This is a genomic window from Pseudomonas sp. BNK-15 (assembly GCF_047456105.1).
In the GTDB taxonomy this organism is placed as follows: domain Bacteria; phylum Pseudomonadota; class Gammaproteobacteria; order Pseudomonadales; family Pseudomonadaceae; genus Aquipseudomonas; species Aquipseudomonas putida_E.
This window is the reverse complement of sequence record NZ_CP179898.1, coordinates 3,879,787-3,898,155: the sequence shown is the minus strand read 5'-3', so window position 1 is coordinate 3,898,155 and position 18,369 is coordinate 3,879,787. Positions and strand designations below refer to the sequence as shown.

8 protein-coding genes and 1 pseudogene are annotated in these 18,369 nt (G+C 64.5%); 7 read left to right on the top strand and 2 right to left on the bottom strand.

Features of this window, described 5'->3' with window-relative positions; translation table 11 throughout:
- The first annotated feature begins 508 nt into the window (after positions 1–508).
- From glgA to ACMGF5_RS17740, 7 genes and pseudogenes are all read left to right on the top strand, one after another.
- Positions 509–2,068 (top strand): glycogen synthase GlgA, encoded by a 1,560-nt coding sequence (gene glgA, locus ACMGF5_RS17770; protein WP_115275324.1) that lies wholly within the window; start codon positions 509–511, stop codon positions 2,066–2,068.
- A 14-nt stretch (positions 2,069–2,082) separates the two neighbouring features.
- Positions 2,083–3,825 (top strand): malto-oligosyltrehalose trehalohydrolase, encoded by a 1,743-nt coding sequence (gene treZ / locus ACMGF5_RS17765; RefSeq protein WP_115275325.1) that lies wholly within the window; start codon positions 2,083–2,085, stop codon positions 3,823–3,825.
- The gene (gene malQ, locus ACMGF5_RS17760; RefSeq protein WP_414157013.1) at positions 3,822–5,891 is read left to right on the top strand and encodes a 4-alpha-glucanotransferase; all 2,070 of its coding nucleotides are present in this window, start codon (positions 3,822–3,824) and stop codon (positions 5,889–5,891) included. Before treZ ends, malQ begins: the two co-directional genes overlap by 4 nt.
- Positions 5,888–8,662 (top strand): malto-oligosyltrehalose synthase, encoded by a 2,775-nt coding sequence (locus ACMGF5_RS17755; RefSeq protein WP_414157012.1) that lies wholly within the window; start codon positions 5,888–5,890, stop codon positions 8,660–8,662. Before malQ ends, ACMGF5_RS17755 begins: the two co-directional genes overlap by 4 nt.
- A 14-nt stretch (positions 8,663–8,676) precedes the next feature.
- Positions 8,677–8,961 carry a DUF2934 domain-containing protein gene (locus ACMGF5_RS17750; protein ID WP_046787285.1) on the top strand — a complete coding sequence of 95 codons (285 nt, stop codon included), beginning with the start codon at positions 8,677–8,679 and terminating at the stop codon, positions 8,959–8,961.
- Between the two features lie 144 nt (positions 8,962–9,105).
- The gene (gene glgX / locus ACMGF5_RS17745) at positions 9,106–11,259 is read left to right on the top strand and encodes a glycogen debranching protein GlgX (RefSeq protein WP_046787286.1); all 2,154 of its coding nucleotides are present in this window, start codon (positions 9,106–9,108) and stop codon (positions 11,257–11,259) included.
- A 418-nt stretch (positions 11,260–11,677) separates the two neighbouring features.
- A pseudogene (locus ACMGF5_RS17740) lies at positions 11,678–12,753 on the top strand (autotransporter domain-containing protein).
- Positions 12,754–12,809: 56 nt separating this feature from the next.
- On the opposite strand, the gene glgB reads toward ACMGF5_RS17740, so the two are convergent.
- Entirely contained in the window at positions 12,810–15,020 is a 2,211-nt protein-coding gene (gene glgB / locus ACMGF5_RS17735; protein WP_414157011.1) for a 1,4-alpha-glucan branching protein GlgB, read from the bottom strand.
- Entirely contained in the window at positions 15,021–18,338 is a 3,318-nt protein-coding gene (gene treS / locus ACMGF5_RS17730) for a maltose alpha-D-glucosyltransferase (protein WP_281868565.1), read from the bottom strand.
- Between the last annotated feature and the right edge of the window lie 31 nt (positions 18,339–18,369).

Sequence of the window (18,369 nt, the reverse complement as noted above, 5' to 3'; positions counted from 1 at the left end):
GACCTGCGAGAAGGCCAAAATGGGTAAGCCCCACCATGCACCCTAACGGTGCATACACCCTTTTTCGCCACAAAATGGCCCCCCGAAATTTGCCTGCGCCCTCTCTTGGAACACCCCTTCTCAAAGCGATGACACACGCCAACGTTTGCGTCTATCTCGCGTCATAACGAAAGTGACCAGTGGGTCACCTTTTTTACTTCCGGTCTCCTACACTCAGCTTTCGGCCCGCGATTTGCTCAGGGAAGAGGCGACATGAAAAAAGTCGAACTTTTGCAAAAGGCGACGGGTCAGGAACTTTAAGTAGGCCAAAGCAATGGGATACCCCTCGCTGCAGCCCGCTCACTCCTTCCAGACCAAACGCTTTCGGCGGGAATGCCGATCGCGCCGTGCCTGCGCGCACGACCTTGGGGCAAGGACCGCACTACGAAGACACGAAACAGAGATAACCAGCACGAAATAAAGCAAACGGGTGCCAGCACTCGGCCACACCATAGGGACGGAGAGAAGTATGATCAGTGCCGCTGTCGAACCTCACGTAGATTCATTCAAACCGGAAAACCGCGAACCGCTCACCCCGGATTTCGCCACGACAGTCAAGGCACCCGGCGCCCAGCGCCAGCACAACCCCAACAAACGCAAGATCCTGTTCGTCACCTCCGAAATTGCCGACCTGATCAAGACCGGGGGCCTGGGTGACGTTTCGGCAGCACTGCCGCGGGCATTGGCGCACCTGCACGATGTCCGTGTGCTGATCCCCGGCTACAGCCAGGTGATGGAAAGCGACAACCCCATTCATATCGTCGGCGAACTCGGCGGCCATGCGGCCCTGCCGCCGTGCAAGATCGGCCGCATGGACATGGCGGACGGCTTGGTCATCTACGTGCTGATCTGCCCTGAACTGTACCAGCGCGACGGCACACCCTATGGTGCCAACAACGGTCGCGACTGGCCCGACAACCACATCCGCTTCGCCCGCCTTGGCCTTGCCGCGGCCGAGATTGCCGCCGGTGAAGGCAAGATCCACTGGAAGCCCGAAGTGGTGCACGCCCATGACTGGCCCGCAGGCCTGGCCCCGGCCTACATGCACTGGCGCGGCCTGAGCACCCCGACCTTGTTCACCATTCACAACCTGGCCTACCAAGGTGTGTACAGCCGCGCCTGCAGCCCGGAGCTGGCGATCCCTGACCATGCCATGCAGCAGGAAGGCATGGAGTTCTACGGCAAGCTGTCCTTCCTCAAGGCCGGCCTGGCCTACTCCAGCCACATCACCACCGTCAGTGCCACTTACGCCCGCGAAATCACCACGCCGGAATTCGGCTGCGGCCTGGATGGCTTCCTCGCCAGCAAGGCCCAGCAAGGCCTGCTCGGCGGCATCCCCAATGGCATCGACGAAAGCTGGGATTCGGCCACCGACCAGCATCTGCAGCACAACTTCAGCATCAACGACTGGGATGGCAAGGCGCGCAATGCCGAAGCAGTCCGCCGCCTGTTCGAACTCGAGCCAAGCGAAGGGCCACTGTTCGCCGTAGTCTCGCGGCTGGTGTTCCAGAAAGGCCTGGACCTAACCTTGGGCGTGGCCGACTACATCGTCGAACAGGGCGGGCAGATCGCGATCATCGGCCGTGGCGAGCCTGAAGAAGAGCAGGCCATGCGCGAGCTGGCCCTGCGCCATCCCGGCCGCATCGGCGTGCGTATCGGCTTCAACGAAACCGATGCGCGGCGGATGTTCGCCGGCAGCGACTTCCTGCTGATGCCATCACGCTACGAGCCCTGCGGCCTGAGCCAGATGTATGCGCAGCGTTTTGGCTCACTGCCCGTAGCGCGCAACACCGGAGGCCTGGCCGACACGATCGAGAATGGCGTCACCGGTTTCCTGTTCGATGAGTCGACCGTGGAGAGTTACCGCGAAGCGCTGAGCCGTGCCTTCTATGTCTACGGCAAGAAAAACCTGCTCAACGCCATGCGCTGCCTGTCGATGACCCAGCCGTTCAACTGGTGCCAGGCGGTCGAACCCTACGCCCGCCTCTACGAGGACCTGGTCAAACAGGCACAGTTGAGCCACTACTGAGCGGGGAATCGAAGATGCACAGGCATGGCGCACACCTACTGGACGCCACGTCGGCGCGCTTCGCCCTATGGGCGCCGGATGCGCGCAGCGTGAGCTTGGAACTGGAGCAGCAGCCGCCGATCGAGCTGCTGCCCGACGCAGATGGCTGGTATACCGGCGTTGCCCCGTGCCAGGCCGGTGACCGTTACCACTATCGCATCGACGGCGAGCTGCGGGTGGCCGACCCGGCTTCGCGCTACCAGCCCGAAGGCGTGCAGGGCCCGAGCCAGGTGGTCGATACCCAGGCTTACGCCTGGCAACACCCCTGGCGAGGCCGCCCTTGGCACGAAGCGGTGATTCAGGAACTGCACGTCGGCGTGCTCGAGGGCTACCCTGGGGTCGCCCGGCATCTGCCGCGCCTGGCAGAGCTTGGCATCAGCGCCATCGAGCTGATGCCGCTGGGGCAGTTCCCTGGCGAGCGTAACTGGGGCTACGACGGCGTGCTGCCATTCGCGCCGCAACACAGCTATGGCAGCCCTGAGCAATTGTGCGCGCTGGTCGATAACGCCCACGGCCAGGGCCTGATGGTAGTGGTGGACGTGGTCTACAACCACTTTGGGCCGCACGGCAACTACCTGCACCAGTACGCCAGCCCGTTCTTCCGTGAGGACCGGCAGACGCCCTGGGGCGCAGCCATCGACTTCCGCCGGCCAGAGGTGCGTGAGTTCTTCATCCAGAACGCTCTGATGTGGCTGTGCGACTACCGCTGCGACGGCCTGCGCCTGGATGCAGTGCATGCCATCGACCAGCCCGACTTCCTGGTCGAGCTGGCGCAACGGGTACGCGCTGCGGTGGAGCCTGGCCGCCAGGTGTGGCTGATGCTGGAGAATGAGCACAATCAGGCGTTCCTGCTGGAACAGGGCTTCGACGCCCAGTGGAACGACGATGGCCACAATGCGCTGCACGTGCTACTCACGGGTGAAACCGAAGGGTACTACGCCGACTACCAGGACCTGCCGATCAACAAGCTGGCCCGCTGCCTGTCCGAAGGGTTCGTGTTCCAGGGCCAGGCCAACCGCCATGGCCACCCGCGCGGCGAACCAAGTGGCCACCTTGAGCCCAGCTCGTTCGTACTGTTTCTGCAAAACCACGACCAGATCGGCAACCGCGCCCTGGGCGAACGCCTGACACGCCTGTGCCCGGTCCCTGCCCTGCGCGCCGCTACCGGCCTGTTGCTGCTGTCGCCGATGATCCCGCTGTTGTTCATGGGTGACGAGGATGGCAGTTGCCGGCCGTTTCTGTTCTTCACCGACTTCCATGACGAGCTGGCCGATGCCGTGCGCGAAGGTCGGCGTGGCGAATTCGCCCACTTCACCGCGTTTGCCGATCCCGAGCAGCGCGAGCGCATCCCCGACCCCAATGCCGAGCAGACATTCCAGGCCTCACGGCCACAGCGTCAGGAAGTCATCGCCGGCTGGCACGGCCTTTATCAGCAACTGCTCGAGCTGCGCCGGCGCCATGTCATACCGTACCTGCCTGGCAGCCGTGCGCTGGGCACCGACGTGCTGGGCGACAAGGCACTGACCGCACGCTGGCGCCTGGGCAATGGCAACACCCTGCGCATCGACCTGAACCTGGCCGCCACGCCACAGCCGGTCGAACTGCCCGCAGCCGAACACCGCCTGTTCGACAGTAGCGATACCACGCACCCCGACACCGCACTGTCTGCGTACAGCTGCGTGGTCAGCCTGCTTGCACCTGGCCAGGAGCGCCCATGAGTGAAACTGCATTACACCGCCTGGCCGCCCGCGTAGGGCTGGCCCGCGACTGGATCGACGCCAACAACAGGCCACAACAGGTCAGCGACGACGTGCTGCGCAAGGTCCTTGAAGCGCTTGGCCACCCGGCCAGTGACGACCGCGCCCTCCAGGACAGCCTGCGCGCCGTGGACGCCGCCGAAGACAGCGAACACTTACCGCCGCTATTGACTGCCGACCTGGGCCGGCCACTGGCACTGGCGCGCTACTTCAGCGCAGGCAGCGCCGCCCGCTGCACCCTGGAAGACCACAGCCAGCTCGACCTGACCCTCGACAACCAGGCACAACTGCCTGGCGCATTGCCCTTGGGCTATCACCGCGTCGATATCGATGGCCGTACTTTCACAGTGGCCGTGGCGCCGCTGCGTTGCCACAGCCTGGAGGACGCTGTCGAACAGCCGCCACCGCGCTGCTGGGGCATTGCGGTGCAGCTTTACAGCCTGCGCCGCCCAGGTGATGGCGGCTACGGCGACTGCCTGGCCCTGGAGCAACTGGCGCGCAGCGCCGCAGAGCGTGGTGCCGACGCCCTCGCCATCAGCCCGATCCACGCCCTGTCGGCGTTCGACCAGCAACACTACAGCCCCTACTCACCCTCCAGCCGCCTGCTGCTCAACCCCTTGTATGCCAGCCCCGCTGCCGTGCTCGGTGAACGTGCCGTGCGCATGGCCGTCGTGGCCTGTGGCCTGGAGCAAACCCTGGAAGACCTCGAGCAACGCCCGCTGGTCGACTGGCCACGCGCCGCCGACGCCCGCCTGCGCCTGCTCGACGCCCTGTACCAGAATTTCATCCAGGCTGATCACCCCCTGCGCAAAGACTTCGAGAGCTTCCGCGAGGCCGGTGGCCAGGCGCTGGAGCACCACTGCCGCTTTGAAGTGCTGCAGGCACAAGCCGTGGACGACGGCCTGGGCGCCGACTGGCGCAACTGGCCGAGCGCCTGGCACGACCCCTATCACCCAGAAGTGGAGGCCTTCGCCAGCGCGTATCCCGCCAAGGTCGAGTTCCATGCGTTCTGCCAGTGGCTGACCGAGCGCAGCCTGCAGCGCGCGCAGGAAGCCGCCCGTGGCAACGGCATGGCGGTCGGCCTGATCGCCGACCTGGCGGTGGGCGCCGACGGTGCCGGCAGCCAGGCCTGGAGCCGCCAGGACGAGTTGCTGGCCAACCTGAAGGTTGGCGCCCCGCCGGACATCCTCAACCGCAGCGGACAGGACTGGGGCATCTGCGCGTTCTCGCCCGAAGGCCTCAAACGCAATGGCTACCGCGCCTTCATCGAAATGCTGCGGGCCAACCTGGCCCATGCCGGCGGCCTGCGCATCGACCATGTGATGGGCCTGCGCCGCCTGTGGCTGATCCCCCGTGGCTGCAAGCCCGACGAAGGGGCCTACCTGCAGTATCCGCTGGAGGACCTGCTGCGCCTGCTGGCCCTGGAGTCGGTGCGGCACCAGGCAATCATCCTTGGTGAAGACCTGGGCACCGTGCCTGAAGGCCTGCGCGAACAACTGGCGGACAAGGCCGTGCTGGGCATGCGCGTGCTGCCTTTCGAGCAGGCCCAGCCCGGCCACTTCACGCCGATTCTCGACTGGCCGGACAAAGCCTTGGCCACCACCGGCACCCACGACCTGGCGCCCTTGGCCGGCTGGCTGCAAAGCCGCGACATCGACTGGAGCCAGCGCCTGCAACTGATCGATGACGCCACCGAGCTGCACTGGCGCCAGGCGCGACAGAAAGAGCGTGACGGCCTGCGCCGCACCCTGCAAGCCAATTACGGCCCACTAAAGGACAACGACCACTTGATCGATGCTGCCATCCGTTACGTTGGTCACACCCGCGCACCGCTGGTGCTGATCCCGCTCGAAGACCTGCTCGGCAGTGAAGAGCAACCCAACCTCCCCGGCACGACCGAAGGCCACCCCAACTGGCGCCGGCGATTCACGCCCCCAGTGCGCGAACTGCTCGACGATGAAGATGCCGCGCGCCGCCTGGAGCTGTTGGCCCAGGCCCGCGAACAAGCCTGGGAGCGTGACCGATGAAGCCGTTGTCCGCCACACTGCGTCTGCAGTTGCACAGCGATTTCACCCTCGACCATGCACTGCCGCTGGTGCCCTACTTTGCCCAGTTGGGCATCAGCCACCTGTATGCCTCGCCGATCCTCAAGGCCCGCGCCGGCTCGCGCCACGGTTACGATGTGGTCGACCCAACCCAGGTCAACCCGGAGCTCGGTGGCGAGGGCGCCCTGGAGCGGCTCGTGGCCGCCTTGCGCCAGCACGGCATGGGCCTGATCCTGGACACCGTCTCCAACCACATGGCTGTCGGCGGCGCCGATAACCCCTGGTGGCAAAGCTTGCTGGCGTGGGGGCGGCGCAGCCCCTACGCCGAGTTCTTCGATATCCAGTGGCACTCCAGCGACCCCCTGCTGGCCGGCCAGCTGTTGCTGCCGTTTTTGGGCTGCGACTATGGCGCAGCGCTGAAAAATGGCGAAATTCCGCTGGAGTTTGACCAGCAACACGGCGTGCTGCAGGTGGCCCATTACGAGCACCGCTTCCCGATCTGCCCGGTTGACTATGGCTGGATTCTTTCCCTGAGCCCCGAGCGTGCCCTGCAGCGCCTGGCCGAGCACTTCACCGCACTGAACGATACAGCCGACCCGCTGGCAGCGGCTTTGCCGGTGCAAGCCGAACTGGCCCGCCTGGTGCGCGAGGGCGCCGACCTGCAGTCTGCACTGCTCGCCTTCGACAGCCGCACCGAAAGCGGCTTCAAGCGCCTGCACCTGCTGCTGGAACGCCAAACCTACCGCCTGGCCAGCTGGCGCACTGCCGCCGACGACATCAACTGGCGGCGTTTCTTCGACATCAACGAGCTGGGCGGTCTGCGCGTAGAGCGCTCGGTGGTATTCGAGGCGACCCATGCCAAGCTGTTCGAGCTGATTGAGCGAGGGTTGGTCGATGGCCTGCGTATCGATCATATCGACGGCCTGGCCGACCCACGCGGCTATTGCCGCAAGCTGCGCCGGCGGGTCGACGGTCTGCTTGCCAGGCGCCCCCTCAATGCGGCGCTTGAGCATTTCCCGATCTACGTCGAGAAGATTCTCGGCACCGATGAACACCTGCATCGCGACTGGCTCACCGACGGTACCACCGGCTACGAGTTCATGAACCAGGTCTCGCTGCTGCAGCACGACCCCGCCGGCGAAGCGCCGTTGACCGAGCTGTGGGCCACTGTCAGCGAGCGCCCGGACTTTCCGGAGGAAGTCCGCCAGGCCCGGCATCTGGTGCTCAATGCCAGCCTGGCCGGCGACTGCGAGTCGGTGGCCCAGGCGCTGCTGCACGTCGCGCGCGACGACTTGATGACCCGCGACCTGACCCTTGGGGCGATCCGCCGCGCGTTGCAGGCGCTGGTTGCCCACTACCCGGTGTACCGCACGTATTTCAATGCCTGCGGCCGCCCGGCCGAAGACGAGAAATTCTTCCAGCAGGCCTTGGCCAATGCCCGCCACGACCTCAGCGAAGCCGATTGGCCGCTGCTCGAGCAGCTTGAACAATGGCTCGGCGGCCAGGCATGGCGCGCACTGCCCCCCGGCCGGCCGCGCAAGCACCTGCGCCATGCCTGCGTGCGCTTTCAACAGCTCACCGCGCCCAGCGCCGCCAAAGCCGTGGAGGACACCACCTTCTATCGCTCGGCCCGCCTGCTGTCGCGCAATGACGTAGGCTTCGAGGCCGAGCGCTTCAGTGCCGGCCCCGAACACTTCCACAACGAGGCCCAGCGCCGCCTGCGCGACTTCCCCGACAACCTGCTGGCCACCGCCACCCATGACCACAAACGCGGCGAAGACACCCGCGCGCGGCTGGCCGTGCTGAGCGAACGCGGCCCCTGGTTCGCCAGCCGCGTGGAGCACTGGCGCGAGCTGGCTGCTCCGCTGCGTGAACAGCTGGACGACGGCGTTGCGCCGAGCCCGGGCGACGAGTTGCTGCTGTTGCAGACGCTGTTGGGCAGTTGGCCCCTGGACCTTGACCTGCACGACGATAACGCCCTGCAGCACTATGCCGGGCGCATCCGCCAATGGCAGCAGAAGGCGCTGCGCGAAGCCAAGCTGCGCAGCAGCTGGAACGCGCCGAACGAAGCCTACGAGGCCGCCTGCGCCGCCTATGTCGATGGCCTGTTACTCGGCCGCGAGAACCAGCAGTTACGCCAGTCCCTGGCCGACGCGGCGCAGTCGATCGCCACCCCCGGCGCCCTCAATGGCCTGGTCCAGGCCTTGCTGCGTAGCACCGTGCCCGGCGTGCCAGACCTTTACCAGGGCAATGAGTACTGGGATTTCAGCCTGGTCGACCCCGACAACCGCCGCCCCGTGGACTACGCTTGCAGGCGTCGCACGCTGGACGACGCCCTGCCCGTGGCAGAGCTGCTGGCACACTGGCGCGACGGCCGCATCAAGCAGGCGCTGCTGGCGCGGCTGCTGGATTGCCGGCAGGCCCACGCCGAGCTGTTCCGCCGCGGTGCCTACCTGCCGCTGAACGTGCAGGGGCGCCATGCCGACAAGGTCGTGGCCTTTGCCCGGCTGGGTGAGGAACACCGCGCCATCGTCGTCGCCCCGCGCCTGGCCAGCGGCCTGTTGGGCGGCGCTGCTACACCGTTGATCCCGGCACAGAACTGGGACGACACCCGGGTGATTCTGCCGTTTGCCTTGTCGCCTGCCAACTCGATGGGACTTTTCCCAAGTGCGGTGGTCAGCCCTTCAAAGGAGCTGATGTTGAGCGCCGTGCTGTCGGAATTTCCGGTCAACGTGTTGATACAACAATCTTGAGCATCAGGAGCGTCATGATGAGTGTCGATGAAAAACGTATTCGCGAATTTGCCTACCAGATCTGGGAGTCTGAAGGTAAGCCTGTAGGCGAGGAAGAGCGCCACTGGGACATGGCCCGCAAGCTGGCCGAGGCCGAGGCGCTGGCGCCAAAGGCTGCGCCGCGCAAGAAGGCCGCCGCCAAGCCCAAGGTCGCGGCGGCGCCAAAAGCACCTGCCGAGCCCAAGGCTGCGGCGCTGCCAGGGGTGAAACCGGCCGCTGCGAAAAAGCCCAAAACGGTGAAGAAGCCGGCTGCTGGCTAAGCCGGTCCCGGCCCTATCGCCGGCAAGCCGGCTCCCACAAAGATCTCAAAGACCCTGGGATTGCGGTGGCAGCCGGCTTGCCGGCGATGGGGCCGCGACTGAAGGACCATCCGCCCCCTTCCCTACGGCCATCCGAGGACCGCCATGAGCCCCCGCATTCCCAAGAAAACCCGCTCCATCGCACCATCCCGCCTGCGCGAGGGCATGCCCTTCCCGCTCGGCGCCACCTGGGATGGGCTGGGGGTCAACTTCGCCCTGTTCTCAGCCAACGCCACCAAGGTCGAGCTGTGCCTGTTCGACTCCACAGGCGAGCAGGAACTCGAGCGCATCGAGCTGCCGGAGTACACCGACGAGATCTACCACGGCTACCTGCCTGACGCCCACCCAGGCCTGGTATACGGCTACCGTGTCTACGGCCCCTACGAGCCCGAGAACGGCCACCGCTTCAACCCCAACAAACTGTTGATCGACCCCTACGCCAAGCAACTGGTCGGCAGCCTGAAATGGTCCGAGGCACTGTTCGGCTACACCATCGGCCATCCCGACGGCGACCTGTCGTTCGACGAGCGCGACAGCGCGCCCTTCGTACCCAAATGCAAAGTCATCGACCCGGCCTTCACCTGGGGCCGCGACCAGCGCGTACAGATCCCTTGGGAGCGCACCATCCTCTATGAAGCGCATGCCCGCGGCATCAGCATGCGCCACCCTGCCGTGCCGGAAAAACTGCGCGGCACGTTCGCCGGCCTTGCCAACGACGAGTTGCTCAAGCACATCAAGGACCTTGGCGTTTCAAGCATCGAACTGTTGCCGATCCACGCTTTCGTCAATGACCAGCACCTGCTGGACAAAGGCCTGAACAATTACTGGGGCTACAACAGCATCGCCTTCTTCGCCCCGCACCCGCGCTACCTGGCCAGCGGCAAGATCGCCGAGTTCAAGGAAATGGTCGCGCACCTGCACGACGCCGGCCTCGAAGTGATCCTCGATGTGGTCTACAACCACACCGCCGAGGGCAACGAGCGTGGCCCGACGCTGTCCATGCGCGGTATCGACAATGCCTCGTACTACCGGCTGATGCCCGATGACAAACGCTATTACATCAACGATTCCGGCACCGGCAACACCCTGGACCTCAGCCACCCGTGCGTGCTGCAACTGGTGACCGACTCGCTGCGCTACTGGGCTGGCGAGATGCACGTGGACGGCTTCCGCTTCGACCTGGCGACCATCCTGGGCCGTTACCACGACGGCTACAGCGAACGCCACGGGTTCCTCGTCGCCTGTCGTCAGGACCCGATGCTCAGCCAGGTCAAGCTGATCGCCGAGCCATGGGACTGCGGCCCAGGCGGCTATCAGGTGGGCAACTTCGCACCGGGCTGGGCGGAATGGAACGACCGCTTCCGCGACACCGTGCGCGCGTTCTGGAAAGGCGACGAAGGCCAGCTGGCCGACTTCGCCTCGCGCATGACCGCCTCGGGCGACATGTTCAACAACCGCGGCCGGCGCCCTTATGCCTCGGTCAACTTCGTCACAGCCCACGACGGTTTCACCCTGCGCGACCTGGTGTCGTACAACGGCAAACACAACGAAGACAACGACGAGAACAACCAGGACGGTACCGACAACAACCTGTCGTGGAACTGCGGCGCGGAAGGGCCCACCGACGACCCTGAAATCAATGCCCTGCGCATGCGCCAGATGCGCAACTTCTTCGCCACCCTGCTGCTGGCCCAAGGCACCCCTATGATCGTCGCTGGCGACGAGTTCAGCCGCACCCAGCACGGCAACAACAATGCCTACTGCCAGGACAGCGAGATCGGCTGGGTCAACTGGGACCTGGACGAAGAAGGCAAAGGCCTGCTGGCCTTCGTCAAGCGCCTGACCCGCCTGCGCCTGGCCTACCCGGTGCTGCGCCGCTCACGCTTTCTGGTCGGCGACTACAACGAGGCGATCGGGGTCAAGGACGTGACCTGGCTGGCGCCCGACGGCAGCGAGATGAGTGTGGAGCAGTGGGAAGACCCGCATGGGCGCTGCCTGGGCATGCTGATCGACGGCCGCGCCCAGGTCAGCGGCATCGCCCGGCCGGGTTCGGAGGCGACGGTGCTGCTGATCGTCAATGCGCACCACGATGTGGTGCCGTTCCTGCTGCCGACGGTACCGGACGGTGACTACTGGAGCTGCCTGGTGGACACCGACCGGCCGGAACTGCGCAAAGGGCAACACTTGCCATTCGACAGCACGTTCCAGGTCCAGGGGCGCTCGTTGCTGCTGATGGTGCTGCAGCGCGAGGAGGACTGAACCGGGGTTGGCTCAACCGGCCCTGGACCGAACGGATCTCAGGGCCGGCTGCGCCTGGCCACCTTGGACGCACGGCTCGCACCCGGCGTAACAGCGGCGCTAGCAATGTTTCGGCATAGCCAGGGTGCAGGAAATAGCGAACGCCGCTATGCGCGTAGTGTTTTCGCCAGAAATCATGATGTTAACTCTGCGCCCTGAAGCTCCCCGCCTGTTTAACACTTTCTTGACGCAAGCCCTTACCTCTCCTTAGCTAAAGATTATCTAGTCGTAAAAAAATTGCGCCGGGCCTTTAGCTCGCGCCTTCGTGCGTGCTTGAGAAAGCTGGCGTACTGGTTTGGGTCGCCCTGTGTTTAGCCGTACAGCTCGTGACAACAGGCCAGGTCCTTGGGCTGTACAACAAAAACACAGGAGATCCGCCATGAAAAGCACCTCGAACCCGTTGCGCTTCGACCGTATTTTCTACGCGGTTTCCACGTCGATGCTTCTGGCAACCCCGGTGGAAACCTTCGCCTCCCCATTGCTGGACGACCCCAGCTCCCCCTGTTCCTGCAGCAGCCGGCAATGGCTCAGCTGTCGCTTGACCCCGTCAGCGCCAGCGGCCTGAGCCTGGGTACACTGACAGCCTTCAGCAACAAGATGGCCGAACGCCATGGCCCGCTGGCGCCCGACCTGATAGCCAGCCAATGGGCGCAGTTTTTCCCAGGCACACCTCGCCCGGGTGCGCAGGCCCCCGAGCAGCTGGAAGCACCCAGCCAGCAACTGACGATTGGCCCGGACCTGTTCGTGCGTGAAACCAGCGGCGGCAATGTGCACCGCGCGGGCATTTTCGTGGGGCATAACAATCTGCAAAGCAGCTTGAAGGGCAGCCGTGTGATGCTCGGCGACAAGCAGCGCAATGCAGTGAACCTCAGCGGCGAGAGCCTGGGGGTGTACTGGAGCATGACCCATGATCAGGGCTGGCACGTGGACGCTGTAGCCATGGGCACGCGCATCGATGTGCTGGGCCGGGGCGAGACGGGCCAGCGGGTGAACGACAGCGGCCATGCGATGACGTTTTCCGTGGAGGGGGGGTACCCGATCCGCCTGGGTGGCAGTTGGGTGATCGAACCACAGGCACAGTTGATCAACCAGCAGTTCTTCCCTGGCAACCAGGTGCAGGAAGAGACGCTGCAGGCGTTCGACAGCCAGCCAACCTGGAGCGGCCGGGTCGGTGCCAAGTTGTCCGGGCGCTACGAAGTGCGGGGCATGCCCATCGAACCCTATGTGCGGACCAACGTCTGGTATGACTTCAGCGATGCCGACGAGGTCAAGCTGGACCAGGTCGACAAGATATCCGGCTCGCGCTATTCGACCACGGTGGAACTGGGGTTGGGCCTGGTGGCGCGGGTGACACCTTCCATGGCGTTGTTTGTCAGCGCCGATTACAGCAGTGACGTGGATGACAACGATCTGAATGGGTTGATCGGCAGCCTAGGGGTCAGGATGCGCTGGTGATCAGTGTGGCCTCTTCGCGGGACAAGCCCGCCAAGAGGCCAACTCAGGCCCAAGGATCAGGCGGGTTTCATCACCAGTACACCCAGCGGCGGCAGGTTCAGGGCCAGCGACAGCGGTTGCCCGTGGCTGGCGACCTCGTCACTCTCCACCGCGCCCAGGTTGCCCACATTCGACCCGGCATACAGCTCGGCGTCGCTGTTGAGCAGCTCTTGCCAGCGCTCACCGAACGGCACACCAATCCGATACCCCTCGCGCGGTACCGGGGTGAAGTTGGCCACCACCAGCAATGGCTCACCGTTGCTGCTCCAGCGCAGCCAGGCATACACACAGTTTTGCGCGTCATCACCGATCAGCCACTGGAAACCTTGCGGCTGGCAATCTTGCTCATGCAATGCCGGCAGTTCACGGTACAGCCGGTTCAGGTCACCCACCAGGCGTTGCACGCCCTGGTGCTCGGGGTACTGCAGCAGGTACCAGTCCAACTGGTGGTCATGGTTCCATTCCCGCCATTGGCCGAACTCACAGCCCATGAACAACAGCTTCTTGCCCGGGTGAGTCCACATGAAGGTCAGGTAAGCCCGCAGGTTGGCGAACTTCTGCCAACGATCACCGGGCATCTTGTCGATCAGCGAATGCTTGCCGTGCACCACTTCATCGTGGGAAATGGGCAGGATGAAATGTTCGGAATAGGCATAGATCAGGCCGAAGCTCATCTCGTTGTGGTGATAGCTGCGGTGCACCGGGTCGTTCTGGATGTAGTGCAGGGTGTCGTGCATCCAGCCCATGTTCCACTTGTAGGCGAAGCCCAGGCCACCTTGCTGGGTGGGCTGGCTGACACCCGGCCAGGCGGTGGATTCTTCGGCGATGATCAGCGCGCCCGGCGCTTCATGGGCGGCCACACCGTTGAGGTGGCGGATGAAATCGATGGCCTCCAGGTTCTCGCGCCCACCATGGCGGTTGGGCACCCATTCGCCAGCCTTGCGCGAATAGTCGCGGTACAGCATCGAGGCCACCGCATCGACCCGCAGGCCATCGATATGGAAGTGCTTGAGCCAGTGCAGTGCCGAAGCCAGCATGAAACCGCGTACTTCGTTGCGGCCCAGGTTGTAGATCAACGTGTTCCAGTCCTGGTGGAAGCCCTCCAGGGGGTTGTCGTACTCGTAAAGAGCGGTGCCGTCGAAGCGCGCCAGGCCATGCTCGTCCGTAGGGAAATGCGCCGGCACCCAGTCGAGGATTACACCGATACCGCCCTGGTGGCAGGCGTCGATGAACGCGGCAAAGTCTTCTGGCGTGCCGTAGCGCGAGGTCGGCGCGAACATCGACAAGGGCTGGTAGCCCCATGAGCCACCGAACGGATGCTCCATGATCGGCAGCAACTCGATGTGGGTGAAGTTGAGCTTCTGCACGTAGGGCACAAGGCGCTCGGCCAGCTCGCGCCAATTGTAGAAGCGCGACACTTCACCCAAGTCATCCAGCTCGCACTGCCAGGAGCCTGGGTGCAGTTCATAAATCGACAGCGGCGCACTGTAGGCATGGCGCTGGGCGCGGTGTTCCATCCACTCCTGGTCTTGCCATGAATGGCTGAGTTCGCCGGCCACCTTCGATGCGGTGCTGGGCGGCAGCTCAGTGGCGCGGGCAAGCGGGTCGGCCTTCAGCGGCAGCACGCCCTCCTTGCCCAGCACCTCGAATTTGTAGGTTTCGCCTACGCCCAGGCGCGGCACGAACAGTTCCCACACCCCGGCACTGTGCCGTAGGCGCATCGGGTGACGACGGCCGTCCCAATTGTTGAAGTCGCCCACCACCGACACGCGCCGCGCATTGGGCGCCCATACCGAAAAGCACACGCCATCAACGCCGTCGACCTCAATGGGCTGGGCGCCGAAGCGCCCGGACAGGTCGCGGTGGTTGCCCTCGGCAAACAGGTGCAGGTCCATGTCGCCCAATTGCGGGCCGAAGCTATACGGGTCTTCGGTCACCTGCTCGCCACCGGCCCAGCCGATCTGCAACAGGTACGGCTGTGCATCATCCAGGTGCGCGGTAAACAACCCGGGCAGGCTGCCCTGCTGCATGTCAGCAAGCACACGCCCGTCATCGCGGGCCAGCACCCGGGCGCTCAGGGCAGCTGGCAGAAAAGCGCGGACCCACAGCCCGCCCGCGCCATCGCCATGGGGGCCAAGTACTGCAAAAGGATCGGCGTGCTCGGCGCGGGCAAGGGCATCGAGCTCCCGCTGCCGAAGGCCACCGTTATCACGCGTGGTTGCATTCATCTATGACTCTCCCCAGGTACTGATCAATCCATGCAAGCCATGCAAAGGCACGGCCAGCCAACTTGGCCGGTTTTCGGCTTCATAAGTAATCTCGTAGGCGGCCTTTTCCAAGCAGAACAGTTCCAGTGCGGCGCGTTCGCCCTCGGCCTGTTGCCAGGCGTGAGGCATGGCGGCGGTGGCCAGGCCGTAGGCTTCGACGAAGGCATGGCGCGACTGGTGCAGGTACTGCCGGGCGACCCGCTGACGAGCCTGCCGTGCCGCCTCGGAAGCGTCTACCGCCGAGGCGCTGCGCAGGATCATCGCAGCAGCATAGTCGAAGGATCGCAACACGCCGCTGACATCCTTGTACGGGCTGTGCTTGGCCCGCCGCTCTTGCAGCGCACGCGAAGGCTCGCCTTCGAAATCGATGAGGTAGGCATCCCCTTGCACCACCAGCACCTGACCCAGGTGCAGGTCGCCGTGAACCCGCATCAGCAGGCCACCCTGGGCCTGCCTGGCCAGGTTTGCGATGTGCTGGGCAAGGCCTTCCCGTTGCTGTTGCAGGTCGTCGACCAACGCCTGGCTGTCGTTGTCCAGGTTGTCGCGGTGCTGCGCCAGCAAGTCCAGGGCATGGCAGAGCTCGCTGCTGATCTGTTGTGCCCAGCGCTCGCTGTCTTCGCCATCGCTGCTGCGCGGCCGGAAGGCGGGGTCGTCGGTCGGGGCGGCCAGCAACAGATGCATCTCGCCCAGACGCTGGCCAAGCAAGGCAGCAAAACCGTTGAGCTCGGCCAGTGCGTCGGTATGCGCTTCACCATCGTTGCTGGATGGCTCCATCTCGTCGCGGATGGCCCGCTCCAGCGTGTTCTGGGTCCAGGCCCAGGCGTCGCCCTGGTTACTCAGATAACCCTGGGCGATCATCAGCAGGTGCGGTGCGTCCATTTCATCCACCCGGCTGACCCAGGCCAGCAGTGGCGAGATATTGGCGAACCCGGCGGCGGTGAGGTAGGCGCTCATTTCCAGCTCCGGGTGAACCCCCGGGTTGACCCGGCGGATCAGCTTGAGCACCACGCGATCGCCCACCACTACCGAACTGTTGGACTGCTCGGCGCTCAGGTAGCGCACAGCGCTGTCTTCATCGAGGCCCAGGCTGGCCAGCGGTTCGGTGCAGTGGAAGCGCAGCTCGCCCTGGCCATTGCCACAGGGCAGGCGCAGGCCGTCCTGGCAGGCGCGCAGCACAGCGCGAATAAAGGGTTCGAGCACAAAGGCATCGGTGATCAGGCCCACCTGACGGCCACGGCGTACCCGCGACAGCGCCAGTTGTTGCGGCAACGCGCTGCTGATCTGGTCTTCAGGCAGCAGCCCGAACGGCAACTGGTAACGGTTGGCCACGCCATCGCCCAGCACTTCGATTTCGCTGAGCAGCACGGGTGTCGTGGCGGTGCCCAAGCGCACGCCGTAACACAGGCGCACCTGGTCGACAGGCCCTTCCTTGCCGGCGAACCAGCGCCGTTTGGGCAGGTATTGCGGCAGAATCGCGCCTTGCAATGTATCGCTCGAAGGCGTTTCGAGCAGCTCTTCCATGCGTTTGCGCAGCACTAGCGTAGTCAATTCCGGCAACCCCTCGGTAGCTTGAACATGCCAGCTGGGCATGCGGTCGTGCGCTGCCAGCAAGAACCAGTAGAAGGCATAAGGCGGCAACGTCAGCAGGAACGGCAGCTGGCCGATCGGCGGGAAGGCGCTGCCGCCGAGCATCTCCACTGGCACCTTGTCGGCGTACTGGGACAATTCAAGTTCTGCGGCCTGCGCCGCACGCGACACATTGGCAACACACAGAATGACTTCGCTGTTGCCCTCGGCATCGGTGTACTCGCGGATGTACGCCAGGATGCGGCGATTGCTCGGGGTGAGCGTACGCAAGGTGCCGCGGCCGAAGGCTTTCTGCTGGTTGCGCACCGCCAGCAGGCGGCGGTTCCAGTTGAGCAGCGAATGCGGGTCGTGGGCCTGCGCCTCGACGTTGACAGTCTGGTAGCCGTACAGCGGGTCCATGATCGGCGGCAGTACCAGGCGCTGCGGGTCGGCCTTGGAGAAACCGCCGTTGCGGTCCGGCGACCACTGCATGGGGGTACGCACACCGTCACGGTCGCCCAGGTAGATGTTGTCGCCCATGCCCAGTTCGTCACCGTAGTACAGGGTCGGCGTGCCGGGCATCGACAGCAGCAGGCTGGTGAGCAGCTCGATGCGCCGGCGGTCGCGTTGCAGCAACGGCGCCAGGCGGCGGCGAATACCCAGGTTGATGCGCGCGCGACGGTCTTGGGCGTAGTAGTTCCACAGGTAGTCGCGCTCGCGGTCGGTGACCATCTCCAGGGTCAGCTCATCGTGGTTGCGCAGGAAGATGGCCCACTGGCAATTGGCCGGGATTTCCGGGGTCTGGCGCAGTATGTCGGTGATAGGGAAGCGGTCTTCCATGGCCAAAGCCATGTACATGCGCGGCATCAGCGGGAAGTGGAAGGCCATGTGGCACTCGTCGCCATCGCCTTCGCCAAAGTACGGGCGCGTGTCCTCGGGCCACTGATTGGCCTCGGCGAGCAGCATGCGGTCGGGGTAATTGGCATCGATCTCGGCACGAATCGCCTTGAGCACCTTGTGGGTCTCGGGGAGGTTCTCGTTGTTGGTACCATCGCGCTCGATGAGGTAGGGGATGGCGTCCAGGCGCAAGCCGTCGACGCCCAGGTCCAGCCAGAAGCGCATCACCCCGATCACGGCCTTGAGCACTTGCGGGTTGTCGAAATTCAGGTCCGGCTGGTGCGAGTAGAAGCGGTGCCAGAAGTACTGGCCGGCCACCGGGTCCCAGGTCCAGTTGGACTTCTCGGTGTCGAGGAAGATGATCCGCGTACCGTCGTATTGCTGGTCGTCATCCGACCACACGTAGAAGTCGCGGGCCTTGCTGCCGCGCTTGGCATGGCGGGCGCGCTGGAACCAGGGGTGCTGGTCGCTGGTGTGGTTGATGACCAGCTCGGTAATCACCCGCAACCCGCGCTTGTGCGCCTCGGCGATGAAACGCTTGGCATCGGCCATGCTGCCGTAGTCGGGATGTACGGCTTTGTATTCAGCGATGTCATAACCGTCGTCGCGCCGTGGCGAGGGGTAGAACGGCAACAGCCAGAGGGTGTTGACGCCAAGATCGGCGATGTAGTCGAGCTTGCTGATCAGGCCGGCGAAGTCACCTATACCGTCGTTGTTGGCATCGAAGAACGACTTGATGTGCAACTGGTAGATCACGGCATCCTTGTACCACAGCGGGTCGTCGAGGAAGGCTGCCGGGCGGGAACGCTTGGCCATGTGCGACTCCTTTCAATTGCGGGTTCAGCAC

Coding starts and splice junctions, on each gene's coding strand:
- ACMGF5_RS17755 (WP_414157012.1), top strand. CDS start 5,888: ATGAAGCCGTTGTCCGCCACACTGCGTCTGCAGTTGCACAGCGATTTC.
- treZ (WP_115275325.1), top strand. CDS start 2,083: ATGCACAGGCATGGCGCACACCTACTGGACGCCACGTCGGCGCGCTTC.
- malQ (WP_414157013.1), top strand. CDS start 3,822: ATGAGTGAAACTGCATTACACCGCCTGGCCGCCCGCGTAGGGCTGGCC.
- ACMGF5_RS17750 (WP_046787285.1), top strand. CDS start 8,677: ATGATGAGTGTCGATGAAAAACGTATTCGCGAATTTGCCTACCAGATC.
- glgB (WP_414157011.1), bottom strand. CDS start 15,020: ATGAATGCAACCACGCGTGATAACGGTGGCCTTCGGCAGCGGGAGCTC.
- glgX (WP_046787286.1), top strand. CDS start 9,106: ATGAGCCCCCGCATTCCCAAGAAAACCCGCTCCATCGCACCATCCCGC.
- glgA (WP_115275324.1), top strand. CDS start 509: ATGATCAGTGCCGCTGTCGAACCTCACGTAGATTCATTCAAACCGGAA.
- treS (WP_281868565.1), bottom strand. CDS start 18,338: ATGGCCAAGCGTTCCCGCCCGGCAGCCTTCCTCGACGACCCGCTGTGG.